Source organism: Persicobacter diffluens (genome assembly GCF_036244895.1).
GTDB lineage: Bacteria > Bacteroidota > Bacteroidia > Cytophagales > Cyclobacteriaceae > Persicobacter > Persicobacter diffluens.
In genome coordinates this window covers 226,117-242,954 of record NZ_BQKE01000005.1, presented here as the reverse complement: position 1 = coordinate 242,954, position 16,838 = coordinate 226,117, and the positions used below count along the sequence as shown (strand labels likewise).

General features: G+C 44.2%; 8 protein-coding genes. All 8 read left to right on the top strand.

The window, feature by feature from the left end:
• Positions 1 to 77: 77 nt before the first annotated feature.
• The 8 genes from AAA970_RS24225 (at position 78) to AAA970_RS24190 (ending at position 16,777) form a co-directional block, all read left to right on the top strand.
• A complete protein-coding gene (locus tag AAA970_RS24225; RefSeq protein WP_338239478.1) occupies positions 78 to 2,270 on the top strand; it encodes a glycoside hydrolase family 3 C-terminal domain-containing protein in 2,193 nt (730 codons plus the stop codon).
• 27 nt (positions 2,271 to 2,297) lie between these two features.
• Positions 2,298 to 4,721, top strand: coding sequence for a glycoside hydrolase family 2 TIM barrel-domain containing protein (locus tag AAA970_RS24220; RefSeq protein ID WP_338239476.1), 2,424 nt, complete (start codon positions 2,298 to 2,300; stop codon positions 4,719 to 4,721).
• 262 nt (positions 4,722 to 4,983) lie between these two features.
• Positions 4,984 to 7,131: a glycoside hydrolase family 3 N-terminal domain-containing protein gene (locus AAA970_RS24215; protein ID WP_338239475.1), complete on the top strand. Its 2,148-nt coding sequence runs from the start codon at positions 4,984 to 4,986 to the stop codon at positions 7,129 to 7,131.
• A gap of 85 nt (positions 7,132 to 7,216) precedes the next feature.
• Positions 7,217 to 8,128 carry a family 43 glycosylhydrolase gene (locus AAA970_RS24210; RefSeq protein WP_338239474.1) on the top strand — a complete coding sequence of 304 codons (912 nt, stop codon included), beginning with the start codon at positions 7,217 to 7,219 and terminating at the stop codon, positions 8,126 to 8,128.
• Positions 8,129 to 8,427: 299 nt separating this feature from the next.
• Entirely contained in the window at positions 8,428 to 9,696 is a 1,269-nt protein-coding gene (locus AAA970_RS24205) for a glycoside hydrolase family 27 protein (protein WP_338239473.1), read from the top strand.
• Between the two features lie 18 nt (positions 9,697 to 9,714).
• Entirely contained in the window at positions 9,715 to 11,262 is a 1,548-nt protein-coding gene (locus tag AAA970_RS24200) for a sulfatase-like hydrolase/transferase (protein WP_338239472.1), read from the top strand.
• A 1,314-nt stretch (positions 11,263 to 12,576) separates the two neighbouring features.
• Positions 12,577 to 14,847, top strand: coding sequence for a beta-glucosidase BglX (gene bglX, locus AAA970_RS24195; RefSeq protein WP_338239471.1), 2,271 nt, complete (start codon positions 12,577 to 12,579; stop codon positions 14,845 to 14,847).
• Positions 14,848 to 14,998: 151 nt separating this feature from the next.
• On the top strand, positions 14,999 to 16,777 hold the full coding sequence (locus AAA970_RS24190) for a 7TMR-DISM family protein (protein ID WP_338239470.1): 1,779 nt from the start codon (positions 14,999 to 15,001) through the stop codon (positions 16,775 to 16,777).
• Positions 16,778 to 16,838 lie beyond the last annotated feature (61 nt).

Below are 16,838 nucleotides of genomic sequence, written 5' to 3'. Positions count from 1 at the left end.
ATTATAGGCATGGTATTTATGTGTATTGGCGATGCTTTACCTTTACTCCTAATGTGCAATTATTTTTATTTTTTATCATGCGGTTTTTATTTACACTGTCTTTTCTTATAATCTTTTCAACAGGCATGGCCGCCTCCGGGGATGTGCCGGGCCAGGGCTGGCTGAATCCTTTATTACCCATTCCCGAACGTGTAGCATTGCTCCTGGAAGCCATGACGTTAGAGGAAAAAATTCAGCAAATGGGAAATAACGCCCCAGCCATCGATCGATTGGGGATAAAAGAATATAATTGGTGGAATGAATGTCTGCATGGTGTGGCGAGAAATGGCCGGGCCACAGTTTTTCCACAAGCCATTGGAATGGCGGCCACCTTTGATGAAGCTTTGATCTATGAGGTGAGTAGTGCCATTGGAAAAGAAGCCAGGATTAAATTTAATATTGCACAGCAATTAGGGAATTATGCGCAGTATTCGGGATTAACTTTCTGGACACCCAATGTTAATATTTTTAGAGATCCCCGTTGGGGTCGCGGTCAGGAAACCTATGGAGAAGATCCTTTCCTGACCAGCCGAATGGGGGTGAATTTTGTCAAGGGTTTGCAGGGAGATGATCCCCGTTACCTGCAGGCTGCCGCCTGTGCCAAGCATTTTGCGGTGCATTCAGGCCCGGAAAAATTACGTCACGAGTTTGATGCCGTTTGTAGCAAGCAGGATTTATATGAAACCTACCTGCCGGCATTTAAAGCCTTAGTGACGGAGGCGAATGTAGAGTCGGTGATGGGGGCTTATAACCGGGTTTATGGAATACCGGCTTGTGGTAGTGAGTTTTTGTTACAGGAAGTTTTAAGGGAGGATTGGAATTTTCAGGGGCATGTAGTGTCCGATTGTGGCGCTATTGAGGACTTTCATGCCCACCATCAGGTAACGCCCAATCCAATAGCCTCTGCGGCCATGGCACTGAAGGCCGGTACTGATCTCAATTGTGGTGGGGTATATGGGACCCATTTGCTTACCGCTGTTGAGCAGGGGTTGGTGAGTGAAGATTTGGTTGATGAGCGCCTTGGGAAATTATTAACTACAAAATTTAAATTGGGATTTTTTGATCCCGTGGAGACATTGCCTTTCAACAGTTTGGACGAATCCTTAGTTGGCGGGGAAGCGCATACGGAGCTCGCCTACCAGATGGCGGCCAAATCTCTGGTGCTGTTAAAAAATGACAACCAAGTGCTGCCATTATCCACCGATATTAAAAACCTTTATGTAGTGGGGCCTAATGCCACTTCCTCTGAGGTATTGTTAGGGAATTATTTTGGATTGGCAGGGCGTACTTATAATATTCTAGATGGTATTGTGTCCAATGTTTCTTTAGGGACTACTATTAATTACAAACAAGGGGTTTTGATGGATCACCCGAATGCGAACCCTATTGATTGGTCCACAGGAGAGGCTAAGGCCGCCGATGCCTGTATCGCGGTAATGGGTATCTCTCCGGCTATGGAGGGAGAAGAAGGGGAGGCCATTGCTTCTGCAGCGCTGGGGGATCGCCCTGATTTGGGATTACCCCAACATCAGGTGGAGTATTTAAAGACGATCAAAGAAGGAAGCGACAATCCGCTTATAGTAGTGTTGACTGGAGGAAGCCCATTTGTGTTGCCTGAAATTGCGGAAATTGCCGATGCCATCATCATGGCCTGGTATCCGGGGCAGGAAGGCGGCCGTGCGGTTGGGGATATGATCTTTGGCAAATTTAGTCCATCAGGCAAATTACCGATTACCTTTCCTCAATCAATATCACAACTTCCGGCCTATGAGGATTACAGCATGAAGGGCCGTACTTATCGGTATATGGAAGAAGCACCCCTATACCCATTTGGGTATGGGCTGAGTTACACCAATTTTGAGATTCTAGACCTTCAGCTTAGTCATAAAAAACTGAAAAAAGGTGCGCCATTGCGCGCAACGGCCACTCTACGCAATTCAGGTAATTTCGATGCTGAAAATGTGCTTCAGCTTTATATTTCCGGTTATCAGGTTCCTTTTGAGGCGCCCAATTATTCCCTGAAAGGATTCGAGCGGATTTATTTAAAAGCAGGAGAAGAAAAAACCATCGATTTCGAGCTGGAAGCCGATGACCTGAGTCTTTATAATGCGGCCGGCGAGTTGGTACAACCCAAGGGAGCCCTGACCATTACCGTGGCAGATCAGTCACCGCATTTGGGTAAATTCCAGCAAGGTATCAATGCCCTGTCTACGCAGGTTATTATCAAATAATTTCCTCTTTTTGGTTCTTTATTATTTATGAGACTTGTTGTTATTTTTTTGTTGCTGATCAGTTCTTACTGCTATGGGCAACGTAATGAGCGCTTATTACAAAAGGGTTGGAAGTTTAGTCGTACAGATGAACCTGCGGCCAAACAGCCTTCCTTTTCAGATAAAAACTGGGAATCGGTGAGCATTCCGCATGATTGGGCGATTAAAGGTCCCTTTGACCCTAAGTGGGACAAACAAGAGGTGGCCATTGTGCAGGATGGGGAAAACAAAGCCACCGAAAAAACGGGCAGAACCGGCGCTCTCCCTCATATTGGCACGGGCTGGTATCGTTTACCCATAACGGTAGCAGAACAAGAGCTGGAAAAAGTTCATTTGTTGCAATTCGATGGCGCCATGAGTCATGCTCAGGTGTACCTTAATGGGAAATATGTGGGAGAACATCCCTATGGCTATGGCTATTTCTACTTTGATATTTCCAGCTATCTGCAGGCCGGGGAGAATCTATTGGCCGTAAGGTTGGAAAATCCACCTTTCGCTTCCAGATGGTATCCCGGAGCGGGGATCTACCGAAATGTCAGATTGATTTCAAAAGCGAAAGCGCATATTAAACATTGGGGCGTGGACGTGACGACTCCTGTGGTAACGACCGCAGCGGCCAAAGTGCGCGTCCAGACGCAAACTAATCAAAAGGAAGGGCTCTTCATTCTTCAAAAAATATTGGATCAGCAGGGAAATGTAGTCGCCAGCCATCAGGATCAGCAATCTTTCCAGGGAACTTTTGATCAGTATTTGCAGGTGGATCAACCAAGGCTTTGGTCACCGGATAGCCCTTATCTTTATCAATTGATCACGCAGGTATTCCAGGCTGGCCAATTGGTGGATCAGATCGAGACGGCTTTTGGGATCCGAAGTATTGAGTATAACCGACAGAAGGGCTTTCTCCTGAACGGGGAATCTGTAAAATTTAAGGGAGTGTGTCTGCATCATGACCTGGGGCCATTAGGCACTGCGGTTAATAAAGCGGCCTTACGTCGTCAATTGGTGATGATGAAAGCCATGGGAGCAAATGCCATACGTACCGCGCACAATATGCCTGCTTTTGAGCAGATTGAATTGTGTGATGAGCTGGGACTGATGGTGATCGCGGAGTCATTCGATGAATGGCAAAAACCGAAAGTGGAAAATGGCTACAATACCTTATTTCAGGATTGGGCCAAAAAAGATATTCAGCATTTGGTGCGTGCCTTGAAGAATCACCCCTCTATCGTGATGTGGAGCTCCGGTAATGAGGTGCCCGATCAAAATACAGAGGAAGGCGCCAAGCTATCCCTTTATCTCCGGGATATTTTTCATCAGGAGGATCCGAGCCGACCAGTAACAGTAGGCATGGACCAGGTAGCTGCCGTCATGGAAAATGGCTTTGGCGCAGCTCAGGATATTCCCGGTCTGAATTACCGCACCCATTTATATGAGGACGCTTACAAGGCCTTCCCTCAGGGATTTTTATTGGGTTCTGAAACCACCTCTACGGTCAGTTCCCGTGGGGTATATAAATTCCCGGTGGCAGAATTTAAGCGGAAAAAATATCCGGATTTTCAAAGTTCTTCCTATGACCTGGAATCCTGCCTGTGGTCCAATATTGTAGAGGATGACTGGGTGTTGCAGGATGACAAGCCCTGGGTCATGGGCGAATTTGTCTGGACCGGTTTTGATTATTTAGGCGAACCTTCTCCCTATAATGAAGAATGGCCGGCCAGGAGTTCCTATTTCGGCATATGTGATTTAGCCGGTATTCCAAAAGACCGCTATTATCTGTATCGTTCCCGATGGAAGCCGGAAGCGGAAACTTTACACATTTTACCCCATTGGAATTGGGCAGGTCGGGAAGGAGAGCCCACACCGGTATTTGTTTACACGAATTATCATAAAGCCGAACTTTTCCTTAATGGTAAAAGTCAGGGGGTTAGGGTGAAAAATAAAGATAGCAGACTGGATCGCTATCGCCTCCGTTGGATGGAGGTGCCCTATGAAGCCGGGGAATTAAAAGTAGTGGCCTATGATCAGGACGATAATGCCGTGATGACGGAAGTGGTGCGTACTGCAGGTAAACCCCACAGCCTTCAGCTTATGGCGGATCGCCGGGAAATACTGGCCGATGGTCAGGACCTGAGCTTCGTCACGGTGCAGGTGGTAGATCAGCAGGGGAACCCTTGTCCTCTGGCGGAAAATGCCCTGCAGGTGCAGGTCAGAGGAGCGGGTAAATTTAAAGCAATTTGTAATGGCGACCCCACTTCTTTAGAGCTTTTCCATTTACCGAAAATGAAAGCTTTCAATGGAAAATTGGTGGTCTTGGTGCAAAGTGATCAAACAGAAGGGGAGATCACCCTCACCGTCAGTGGAAAGGGACTCAAAAAGCAACAACTTTCCCTGAGGGCCAAAACATCATGGTAGATTTTCTATTGAGCCGAATTATTCACCGATAAACTTAGTGGGTCGCCTAAGATGGTGTTTATTGATTTATTAATAGTCCAATTTGGGGCAAGCTCGCTTTCTCCTCACCCATCTGCTTCCTTGGAAAAAAATGAAATAGGGAAAATTCCCTCTTGCAGTTATACGAGGATTTAAGCATAAATAATCCGGCATAACCTTTCCTGGCGGGTCGCTTTAAAAATGAAAAGCCGGGCTTATTTTTTTCTGTATCAATAATTATAAAATGAAATCATATCTCTCTTTTTGTTGTCTTATCCTGGTTTTTTGCGCTTGCAGCCCGGAGGAAAAGCTTTCCCCCATGGATCAGCAGGTGCAGGAATTATTGGCCCAAATGACGGTGGAAGAAAAGCTGGGTCAGCTCTCTCAGCGCCATGTCAATAATGCCACAGCGGAATCAGAACTTCGGGTTGAAGATGTCCTGGAGGATATTCGCGCCGGAAGAGTGGGGTCGGTTTTGAATCAATTTAATCATTTCTTCACCCTCGAAGAGCGCAATTTGATGCAAAAGGTTGCAGTAGAGGAATCTCGCCTGGGTATTCCCATCATTTTTGCACACGATGTGATTCATGGTTATGAAACCGCCTTCCCGATTAATTTGGCTCAATCTTGTACCTGGTCCGAAGAGATGGTAGAAAAGGCGGCCCAATTGGCCGGTAAGGAGGCTGCCATGGCAGGTGTTGACTGGACCTTTGCACCTATGGTGGACATCTCCAGAGACCCACGTTGGGGAAGAATATCAGAATGTTTTGGAGAGGATCCCTTTCTCAATGGACGCTTCGGAGCGGCAACGGTAAGGGGATTTCAGGGGCAGGATTTGGCCGATCCTTACACCATCGCGGCCTGTATGAAACATTTCGTGGGATATGGTGCCGGCCTGGGGGGGCGTGACTATCAGGAAGTAGAGATCAGTGATCGCACCCTAAATGAAATTTATTTACCTCCTTTTAAAGCCTGTTTGGACGCCGGAGTGGTGACCGCTATGAGTGGCTTTCAGGATATTAACGGTCATCCCGCCACCGGTAACCAACGTTTATTTCGAAATTTATTAAAAGAGCAATGGGCTTTTGACGGCTTTGTGGTCAGTGACTGGGAGGCGGTGGCGCAATTGGCTACCCATGGCTATGCAAAAGACAGCACTGTGGCTGCTGAGAAAGCATTAACCGCGGGTATTGATATGGAAATGAAGACGCTTTGTTACCGGGATTTGGGGGAAGCTTTTAAGCGTGGGGCATTGTCCGAGGAATTGTTGGACGAAGCAGTGGGCCGTATTTTAAAGGTAAAGCTTCAATTGGGCTTATTCGATCAACCATTCGTGGAGGAGCAGCCCGAAAATAAGAAATCTGTTCATCAGGAGGCGCAGGTGGTCGCACGACAAATGGCGGCAGCCTCTATGGTGCTGCTTCAGAATAAACAGGGCATACTGCCCTTACAGCAAGATCAACTTCGCCAAATCGCGGTGGTAGGCCCTTTTGCAAAAGAACAAAATTTGATGGGTTGGTGGAAATCTGTTGCCGATCCCGAGGCGGTAACCTCCCCTTTGGAAGGAATGCGACGCAACGCTCCTCAGGGGGTAATCATCAGTGACCGGCTTACTGCTACTACGGATGTGATAATCTTATGTGTTGGGGAAGAATGGACCACCTTTGGGGAAGCACATAGTCGCTCTGATATTAAACTGCCCGGTCAACAGGAGGAGCTGATTCGGCAAATGTCGCAATATGGTAAACCAGTGATTACGGTGGTTTTTAATGGAAGGCCTTTGGATTTAAGTGGTGTTTTGCCGCATACCGATGGATTGCTGTTAGCCTGGCATCCCGGTACTACCGCAGGAGATGCCCTTTCAGATGTGCTTTGGGGTAAATATAATCCGGCCGGTAAACTTACGACGAGCTTTCCAAAATCAGTGGGGCAGCTACCGGTTTATTACAACCACAAAAATAGTGGTCGACCCACTCAGAATAATTATATTGATGAGGATGCTGATCCATTATTTCCATTCGGATTTGGATTATCTTATACGAGCTTTGATTACGCCAATCTCAAGATTGATCAGACCACCCTTTCTGAAGGGGAGACGATCAACATCAGTGTGGAAGTTCATAACACCGGCGCTTATGATGGGCATGAGGTCGTTCAGTTGTATAGCCGCAATATGGTCGGAAGTACTACCCGTCCGGTGAAAGAACTGAAGGATTTTAAACGTATTTTCCTGAAAGCAGGAGAAAAACGATTGGTGAAATTTTCCTTAAGCGCTGAAGACATCAAAGTGCTTAATGAACGCTTTGAAGCCGTTTTGGAAGCCGGACTTTTAAAAGTTTGGCTGGGGCCGAATTCGGCAGAGGGCCTGGAGGCAACCGTCCGCATTCAATAATAAAATCCATACCCTTTAGGCTTTGCCGGATAAAAAGGCAAGCTATTTTGATTGTATTTATTTTTTCTAATACCGTATACAAATCATGAAAAAAATAATTTTTATACTCACTTTTTTTGTCCTTGCCGGAGGGAATCTTTTGGCTCAAAAACCTGTTTTGCCGGACTTCCATGCGGATCCCTCTTTTCACCAGTGGGACGGGAAATACTGGATTTATCCTTCAACAGATGAGCCGGGTAGCACGAGCTGGCTAGAGATGAAACGCTGGCACGCCTATTCTTCACAAGACTTGAAGCATTGGAAAAATGAAGGACAAATTTTTTCACTGGAGGATATTTCCTGGGCGGATCAGGCCGCATTTGCACCTGATATTATTAAGAAAAACGACCAGTATTATTTCTTTTATCCTGCCGGTTTTCAAATTGGAGTAGCCACCTCCAAAAATCCCAATGGCCCCTTTAAAGATCCGCTGGGGAGACCCCTCATTGAAAAAGAGCAGGTAGAAGGGGTACTTTCTTTCGACCCTTGTGTTTTTGAAGATGAGGATGGCCGCGTTTATTTGTTTTATGGTGGGGGAGAAGGCGTTGCTTATGGCGAATTGAATGCAGATTTGCTGAGCTTTAAAACGGCACCCGTCAAAATTCCTTTGCGTAATTATGGCGAGGGCATTTGGGTACATAAAAAAGACGGGCTTTATTATTTTTCTTACCCGATTCACATTGAGCGGGATGGAAAAGTAAAGCAACTGTTGGCTTACTGTACGTCTGATAAAATCTCCGGTCCTTATGAATACAGGGGAATTATCCTGGATAATAATGGTAGAAATTCACATCATAGCATTGCTCAAATTAAAGATAAATGGTATTTGTTTTATCATATAGAAGGAAATAGCCCGTATGAGCGCCAAGTCTGTATTGATGAATTAGAATATTTTGAGGATGGTAGCATTAAAGAGGTGAAAATGACGGATACCGGAATCAGCGCTGTTCCTTTTTAACCCGATTTATTCACCGCCAAATTTACGAATTGAACACAAGTAGTTCATAATTAGGGGAGTATGAGTCGTGGTCTTAGGTTTGTATTAGTAGAAATTTGGGCAAGCTTGCTTACTCCGCATTCATCTGTTTCGTTGGAAAAAACTCAAAATTGGAAAAATTCCTTCATTTTTCCTGCCTTACAGCTAAACGAGGATTTAAGCCTGAATAATACGGGCTAATTTCCTACATTTTATGCGTTACTGATACTATCTATGACCACTGATAGACTGCAATAAAAGTTTAAAATTCAAATGAAGACATGATGAGATTTGGCTTATATATTATTGTAATCCTGGGTGTATATTTCACCTCACCCACGCCTAATCCTGTTCCCGGGGATGGTGGGGAAAAAGCTTATAAACCCCCTATGATGGGTTGGGCGAGTTGGAATAACTATCGAGTAAATATCAATGAGGATATTATCAAAGAGCAGGCTGATGCGATGGTGGATAAGGGTTTGAAAAATGTGGGATATTCTTATATAAATATTGATGATGGGTTTTTCGGAGGTCGGGATGAGCAAGGAAGGCTTTTAGCGCATCCGGAGAAATTCCCTTCCGGCATGCAATCATTGGCAAATTATATTCATTCCTGGGGTCTTAAGGCCGGTATTTATAGTGATGCGGGCCTTAATACTTGTGCGGTACAATGGGATGATGATCCGAATGGCGCTGGTGTTGGCCTTTACGGTCATGAGTATGAAGACATCCATCGATTTTTTATCGAGTGGGAATATGATTTTCTTAAAGTAGATTGGTGTGGCGGCCAAAATCTTGGCCTTGATGAACAGAGTAGATATACCAAAATTGGAGAAATGATACGGGAGATCAAACCTGAAGCCCGCTATAATGTTTGTCGTTGGGAATTTCCAGGCGAGTGGGTTACTTCAATCGCGGATTCCTGGCGTATTTCTCCTGATATCCATAAAAAATTCGAATCCATCATGGAGATCGTTGATTTAAATGCCGATTTATGGCGGTATTGTTCACCGGGTCATTATAATGATATGGACATGCTACAGGTAGGTCGTGGAATGAGCAGAGAGGAGGATAAAACGCACTTCACAATGTGGTGCGTCATGAATTCTCCTTTGATTACCGGAAACGATTTAACTACCATGTCGGAAGAGACACTGGAAATTTTGACCAATTCCGATTTAATAGCCATTAATCAGGATCCACTGGCCTATCAGGCGCGTCGGATGATGGATTATGGTGATACGGAGGTTTGGGCTTGCCCTTTAAAAAGTACCATGAGCGGAGAAGTGGTAATTGTGCTTTTGAATCGGTCGGAGGAGGCAAAAAATATCGCATTTAATGTGGATGATTTAGCCGTACAGTCTTCAAAGGGATATCAGGTCAAAGACTTGTGGACAAAACAAGAAAGCCGGTCGAACGCTGCTGCTCTTGAATATGAAGTACCGGCACATGGAGTTGTCGCTTTAAAATTAAAGGGTATGGCGCATCGGGTGAATCTTTTTCAATATGAAGGGGAGATGCCGGAAGTTACTAAAATCACGGAATTTTAAATCCTAGTCAACCTTCTTATGATCCGATATCTATTACTTCTGGCGGTGATTTTAGGGGCTTGCACCATGCAAAAGAGTCCCTCCGAACATAGCGAGCGACCCAATATTCTAATCCTCTATTTGGATGATTTAGGGCTGGGAGATGTTGGGGCCTATGGTGCTACGGCTATTCCGACGCCGAATATTGATCGGCTGGCTCATGAGGGCTTACAGTTTCTGAATGGTTATGCCACCTCCGCTACCTGTACGCCCAGCCGGTATGGTTTATTAACCGGGGAATATCCCTGGAAAAATAAGCATGCGCAGATCCTTGAGGGAGATGCGCCATTGATCATCCATCCCAAGCAGGCCACATTGCCCCGGAAACTTCAGCAAGCGGGCTATGCCACTGCTGTTATTGGCAAATGGCACCTGGGTTTAGGAGATGGAAAGGTGGATTGGAATGCAGAAGTGAGTCCCGGGCCAAATGCCTTAGGCTTTGATCACGCTTACATCATGGCCGCTACCAATGATCGGGTGCCAACGGTGTATTTAGAAAATGGGAAGGTGCAGGGGCTTGATCCTTCGGATCCCATTAAAGTGAGTTATCAGCAAAACTTTGAGGGGGAACCCACTGCCTTAAGTCATCCGGAATTATTGACCCTCCAATGGCATCATGGACATAATCAATCGATAGTGAACGGGGTGCCCCGCATTGGTTACATGAAAGGGGGGCAGCAGGCACGTTGGAATGATGAGGAAATGTCGGATCATTTTTTAGAAAAGGCCAAAGCATTTTTGAACCAGCAACAGGAGCAGCCTTTTTTTCTATACTATGCCATGCACCAACCCCATGTGCCCCGAATGGCGCACCCTCGCTTTCAGGGCGCCACGTCTTTGGGGGCCAGAGGGGATGTCATCGTGGAGGCCGATGATGCCATTGGTCAATTGATGGCTCATTTAGATTCCCTGGGACAATTGGAAAACACCCTGATCGTACTCACTAGTGACAATGGTCCGGTGCTCAATGATGGTTATATGGACCAGTCGGAGCTGCTCAATGGTGATCATGCGCCCACGGCAGGAAGGAGAGGAGGCAAATATTCTTTATTCGATGGGGGCGCCCATGTCCCTTTTATTACCTATTGGAAGGGACAAATCCTGGCAGGAAAAAGCATGGCGTTGGTCTCCCAATTAGATTTGTTTAACTCTATCAATGCCTTGCTGGCTTTACCGCAGGAAAAGGAGCTGGATAGTCAAAATCTTTTGCCGGTCCTATTGGGAAAACAGGCTAATGGACGGGAAAAGTTTATTGTGGAGGCGAGTCAGAACCTGGCTTTGATTGCCGGAGATTGGGCGATGATTCCGCCTTATGCCGGAGCTCCCCTCTACAGAGATGCGGACATTGAATTGGGTAAAGATCCCCATTTCCAGTTATACCATTTAGAGGATGATCCGGGGCAGCAACACAGTTTGGCCGATTCCCAACCGTTAAAATTGGCGGAAATGCAAAAAATGTTTTTACAAGAAATAAAAGCAACTATTGTGGAAGATCGATTCCTGAATTTAGAAGATGAAATTCCGTAGAGGTGGGTTATAGCGTACGTTAAAGTTAAGTTTCCCGATTAGTGGAGCGCTCCCATTTTTTTGCTTCAATAGTGTTTATTGTTGCCAATTTATCCGGGGTCAATGCCACGTAATCGAATTTGCTGTAGAATGGAACGCTTTTAAACCCGGATCATTCATGCTTAACCCGGATTATTCATGCTGAAATCCTCGTTTAGCTGCTAGGCGGAAAAAATGAAGGAATTTTTCCTATTTCGAGTTATTTCCAACGAAACAGATGAATGAGGAGAAAGCAAGCTTGCCCAAATTGGGGCTATTATAAACCAAAGAAAACAAATTATAATGAACTGGAAAAAAGTTGCTTACGATTGATAAATGAATTTTACGGTGAATAATTCGGCTTAACACGATCTAAATATAGACCGCCCATTACTTGGGGGAGTAATGGGACCTTTTTCGAGTGGTGTGATGTAGGGTGATATTGAAGTTGAACAATAGATGCCCTCATCCACCATTTTTTTTGCGTAAAAGGAAAAATGTCGCCTTGTTCCAGCATTTATTGAAAAGGGGCTTGTCCCGAATTTAAATGCCTTTGTGTAGTCATAGACCGAATTATTCATGCTTAAACTCTCGTTTAGCTGTAAGGCGGAAAAAATGAAGGAATTTTTCCTATTTCGAGTTTTTTCCAACGAAACAGATGAAGGAGGAGAAAGCAAGCTTGTCCGGAATTTGGGCTATTATAATTCAAAGAAATGAGCTTTAAAGGGCTGGAGGTAAGTTGCTTAAGTTTAGTTAATGAATTTAGCGGTGAATAATTCAGGATAGGGAGGAAAACAGGCAGGGATTTATCCTAATTCGTTTTTGCCAATGGAACAAATGAATAGCAGAATAGAAAAGGGAGTTTAAAGGCCAAAATTCGTTGCGATAATCTGATTATTGCATAAGCGAATTTTTATTTCATTGCAGCTATAGTTTATAGGCGAGCGTCATTATCCAATAATAATAGAGGTTTCTACCAAATATCAGGAGGAAGAATGATCCATTAGTTGGAAAAATTTAACTGCTTTTATGGGTAATGGAATTGGGTGTCCTGCCTTTATTGAATTTTTTCAATGAATCGCAATGCCTATTTACATCTTTGGTGAGTAATGAAGTAATAAAAGGTGGAAAATGTTATCGTTAAAAATACTTTAAATGATTGATAATTAATACATTAAAAATCAATTAGTGGAATAAAAAATGTTTTCCATGGAAAAAATATTCCATCATTTGTTTCCGCTTCGGTATTTTCCAAAATTGAAGTAAGCAAATGAAAAACCTATTTAAATTTTTATAATGAAGGCTCAATTTTTTTTATATGGACTCATTCTTATGCTGCTTTTAAGTTGTGCGGAGCACCAACATGAAGTTGAAAGTGTTAATATAGAAGCACGCGTAGATAGTGTCTTTCAGTTAATGACTTTACAGGAGAAAATCGGACAGCTTATACAGTTTTCGGGAAATGAGGAATTAACGGGCCCGGATTCCAAGACACCGAATGAATTAGAACTTATCAATAAAATTAAAGCCGGAAATGTTGGCGCTATGCTCAATGTGGTCGGCGTGGCCAATGTCCGAGAAATTCAGCGTATGGCCGTTGAAGAAAGTCGGTTGGGAATTCCACTACTTTTTGGTTATGATGTTATACATGGTTTCAAAACGATGTTTCCGATTCCGCTAGGGGAGACCGCTTCCTGGGAACCAGAACTCGCAAAAGCTACTGCCGCAATGGCTGCTTATGAGGCTGCAGCTTCCGGCATTAACTGGACCTTCGCCCCCATGGTGGACATCAGCCGGGATGCTCGTTGGGGACGCGTAATGGAAGGTGCCGGTGAAGATCCATTTTTGAGTGGCGCTTTTTCTGCAGCCCGTGTGCGTGGCTTTCAGGGTGAGGACTTAGCCGATCCACTGACCGTAGCGGCCTGTGCCAAACACTTTGCCGGTTACGGCTATGCAGAAGGCGGCAGAGACTATAATACCACCGAGATCAATACTTCAACTTTACATAATGTAGTGCTGCCGCCCTTTAAAGCATGTGTGGATGCCGGAGTGGCCACGGTCATGAATGCCTTTAATTTGGTGGATGGTATTCCTGCTACTGCACATGCGGGCTTGCAGCGTGAGGTATTAAAAAAGCAGTGGGGATTTGAGGGTTTTGTGGTATCAGACTGGAATTCGATCGGGGAAATGGTCGCGCATGGGGTGGCCGAAAATAAAAAACATGCCGCCTTATTAGCGATGACGGCCGGTTCTGATATGGATATGGAGGGCGACTGTTATGCCCCTCATATGCTGGAATTAGTACAGGAAGGGAAAATTAATGTAGCGGAAGTTGAGGATGCGGTAAGAAGAATACTTCGCGTTAAGTTTCGTTTGGGGCTTTTTGATGATCCTTATCTTTATTGCGTAGAGGAGCGGGAAGGTAATCCGGCTATGCAGCAGCAGGCGGAAGCTTTAGCGCTGAAAGCCGCTCAAAAATCCATTGTTTTGCTTAAAAATGAAAAGCAATTGTTACCGCTTAAGCCCGGTCAAAAAGTAGGGCTGATTGGTCAATTGGCGGATGATAAAGATACGCCATTAGGTTCCTGGAGCGCTCATGCGGTGGAGCAATCGGCAGTTTCTTTATATGAAGGCTTGCAACAAGGCGATCATCAACTATCGGTGCGATATGCCCGTGGCCCACAGGTATTTGATCAGAATACGAGCTTCTTTAAGCCGGTGATCTTTAATCAGGATAATCCGGTGGGCATGGAAGCGGCGATTGAAGTGGCCCGACAGTCGGATGTGGTGGTGCTGGCCATGGGAGAAAGCAGATTTCAATCCGGGGAGGCCCGTTCACAGATGGATATAGGCTTTAAGGGGCTTCAGCTGGAGTTGTTTGAGGCTGTCCGGAGGGTGAATCCCAATGTGGTGGTGGTGCTGATGAATGGCCGGCCATTGGATTTATCGGCCATAGCAGACAAGGCGGCGGCAATTTTGGAATGTTGGCATTTGGGAAGTAAAAGTGGGACGGCCATTGCCTCCGTTTTAACGGGTGAATTTAATCCTGGTGGGAAGTTGCCCATAAGTTTTCCCCGATCCGTCGGACAGGTGCCTATTTATTATGCACGTACCAATACGGGCCGCCCGACAGGGAATGAATCGGTATTGTTTTCCCAATATATAGATGGTCGCAATGATGCACTTTACCCTTTTGGTCATGGCTTAAGTTATACTTCCTTTCAATTGGATGCCCTGGAATTGAGTCAATCGGAAATCAATGCCCAGGAGCAAATAAAAATAAGTGTTAATGTAACGAACACCGGAGCGGTGGCCGGAACGGAAGTGGTTCAATTGTATATTCAGGATGTGGTGGCTTCCTCCGCCCGTCCCGTCAAAGAATTAAAAGGATTTAAAAAAGTGTGGCTGGAGGCCGGAGCGGCTCAGCAGGTCACCTTCGAAATAGATGCGCAAGCGCTTGCTTTTTACACCCCGGAAGGGCTGTGGAAAAGTGAGCCCGGAGTATTCAGGTTGTGGGTCGGCAATAGTGCTGTTGGAGGACTTGAAGGACAATTTAAGTTAATATAATCATGTGCGCTGCAAGCCCGTGGGAAGGGTGTGTTAGCCCTACAAGGGAATTTGGCTGGAGGGATCTGAGGGCGGCTAGTGCAAGATTATCGGTGGAACTTATATTTTTTAATGGAATTTACCTACAACCTACTAAACGCTTAACGAAAGCATGATGTGGTTCATCCTATTTTTTCAATTGAGTTTATTCTCACAGCCGGAGATTGTCATCAGTAATACCCAAATCGGGTACTATATTGATGAGTCAAATGCTATGGAATTTGAGGAGATCAATAAGCCTGAACTCCAATGGCAGCACAAGCTGGATTCGAATAAGATTTTTTATATTAATGATAATGCCGTTACTTATTGGCTCAGATTTCCGATTCCGGATGTGATTCAGCACAATAATGTCAATTACTATCTGGAAATAACCGAATCCCACCTCAATCAGGTATCTGCCTGGGTAAGCGGAAAGACAGGAGCCACTAAAGTTGGGGAGGCCGGTTTTTTCGATCGTTTTCCGGAACGTCAAATACCGCATAAGAATTTTGTATACGGTATACCGGATAAAAATGCAGAAAATTATATTTTTAAAGTAAACTCAAGGAAGAATAGTTCCTTTATCCCTAAATTCAGGTCTATCCATTTTCTGTTTCAATATACTTTATCCGAATACTTTTATTTAGGGATCTATTATGGGCTTATTGGTTTAATTGCGCTATTTAATTTAATTGCTTTTATATTTTTAAGACAAAAAAAGTATTATTATTTAAGTCTTCTTTTTATATGTGGTATTTTATTATCCACCAAAGAGGATAGCTTGTTTTTTCAGTTTTTCTGGCCGGAATTTCCGGGCTTCAATTACTTTGTGTACTTTTTTAGTTATTCGGTTTATACCTTTTATCTCATCAGTTTTATACTCACCAATTTGAATACTCCCGGCCGATGGCTGAAAAGCTATCAGCTATTAATGAGTATTTATTTGGGAACACTGATCTTCAAGGATTTCTTTAATGGGGGAACCATTAACTTCATTACCTGGGCTTATATGCTCCCACTGGTATTGATTTTGGTCAAGATTTTCAAATCCAAAATTGAACCTACTCCAAAATTTATTATGGCTATTGCTTTGGTCATGAATATCATTGTACTGGTGCCTAAGCTGGATTTCTTTAAAATTGATAGTATTTTCGTACTATATTCTTTTAATTTTCTTTTACTTATACAAGGGGTTTTATTCACTATTGTATTAGTGCTGGATTATAAGTGGAGTCTGGCCAAGGCCAGAAATTTTCAGGAGAGTCTGATGGCCGAGCTAAAGCACCGGGAGGCAAAAATCAGCCAACAGGTACATGAAAAAACCTCAGAGATTGAGTCTCAGAAAATCATTATTAGTGAGAAAAACCTGGAATTGTCCACTGCCTATAAGGAATTATATTCAAGCAATCAGGAAGTATCACGATTAAATGAAATTCTTCAAAACCAAAATGTGGCATTAATTGAAGAGTTAAACACCGTCACGCAGGCGACGATCCATTCCAAGCCGGTTTCTTTTTCTTCTTTTCAGAAGCAATTTCCGAATGAAGAAGTCTGTTATCAGTTTATTTTTCAGGTCAAGAGCAGGAATGGATACGTTTGTGAAAAGTGTCAGCATCAGCGGTTTACAGAAGGCTCGGAAATGGAATTGATGCAATGTGCCAAATGCCAGTCGGAAGTCAGCATTACCAGGGGCACCATTTTTCATCGACTCAAAATGGATCTGGCCAAGGCCTTTTATATTACCTTTTATGTTACAACGATGGGGGAAGATTTTAATGTTAGCCAACTCGCGGAAAGTTTAGCATTACCCACGAACACTTGTTGGCGTTTTGTGAGAAAGGTCGCGGATATTAGATATAAAAAACAAGATGTTAAAAATGGTTCATGGGAAGAACTTATTCTCCTTTGATAAGCAAGTCTAGTTGTTTCGATAGTATGCAAAAACATTGATAAAAACTGTTCTACATTTT

Coding starts and splice junctions, on each gene's coding strand:
- AAA970_RS24225 (WP_338239478.1), top strand. CDS start 78: ATGCGGTTTTTATTTACACTGTCTTTTCTTATAATCTTTTCAACAGGC.
- AAA970_RS24220 (WP_338239476.1), top strand. CDS start 2,298: ATGAGACTTGTTGTTATTTTTTTGTTGCTGATCAGTTCTTACTGCTAT.
- AAA970_RS24215 (WP_338239475.1), top strand. CDS start 4,984: ATGAAATCATATCTCTCTTTTTGTTGTCTTATCCTGGTTTTTTGCGCT.
- AAA970_RS24210 (WP_338239474.1), top strand. CDS start 7,217: ATGAAAAAAATAATTTTTATACTCACTTTTTTTGTCCTTGCCGGAGGG.
- AAA970_RS24205 (WP_338239473.1), top strand. CDS start 8,428: ATGATGAGATTTGGCTTATATATTATTGTAATCCTGGGTGTATATTTC.
- AAA970_RS24200 (WP_338239472.1), top strand. CDS start 9,715: ATGATCCGATATCTATTACTTCTGGCGGTGATTTTAGGGGCTTGCACC.
- bglX (WP_338239471.1), top strand. CDS start 12,577: ATGAAGGCTCAATTTTTTTTATATGGACTCATTCTTATGCTGCTTTTA.
- AAA970_RS24190 (WP_338239470.1), top strand. CDS start 14,999: ATGATGTGGTTCATCCTATTTTTTCAATTGAGTTTATTCTCACAGCCG.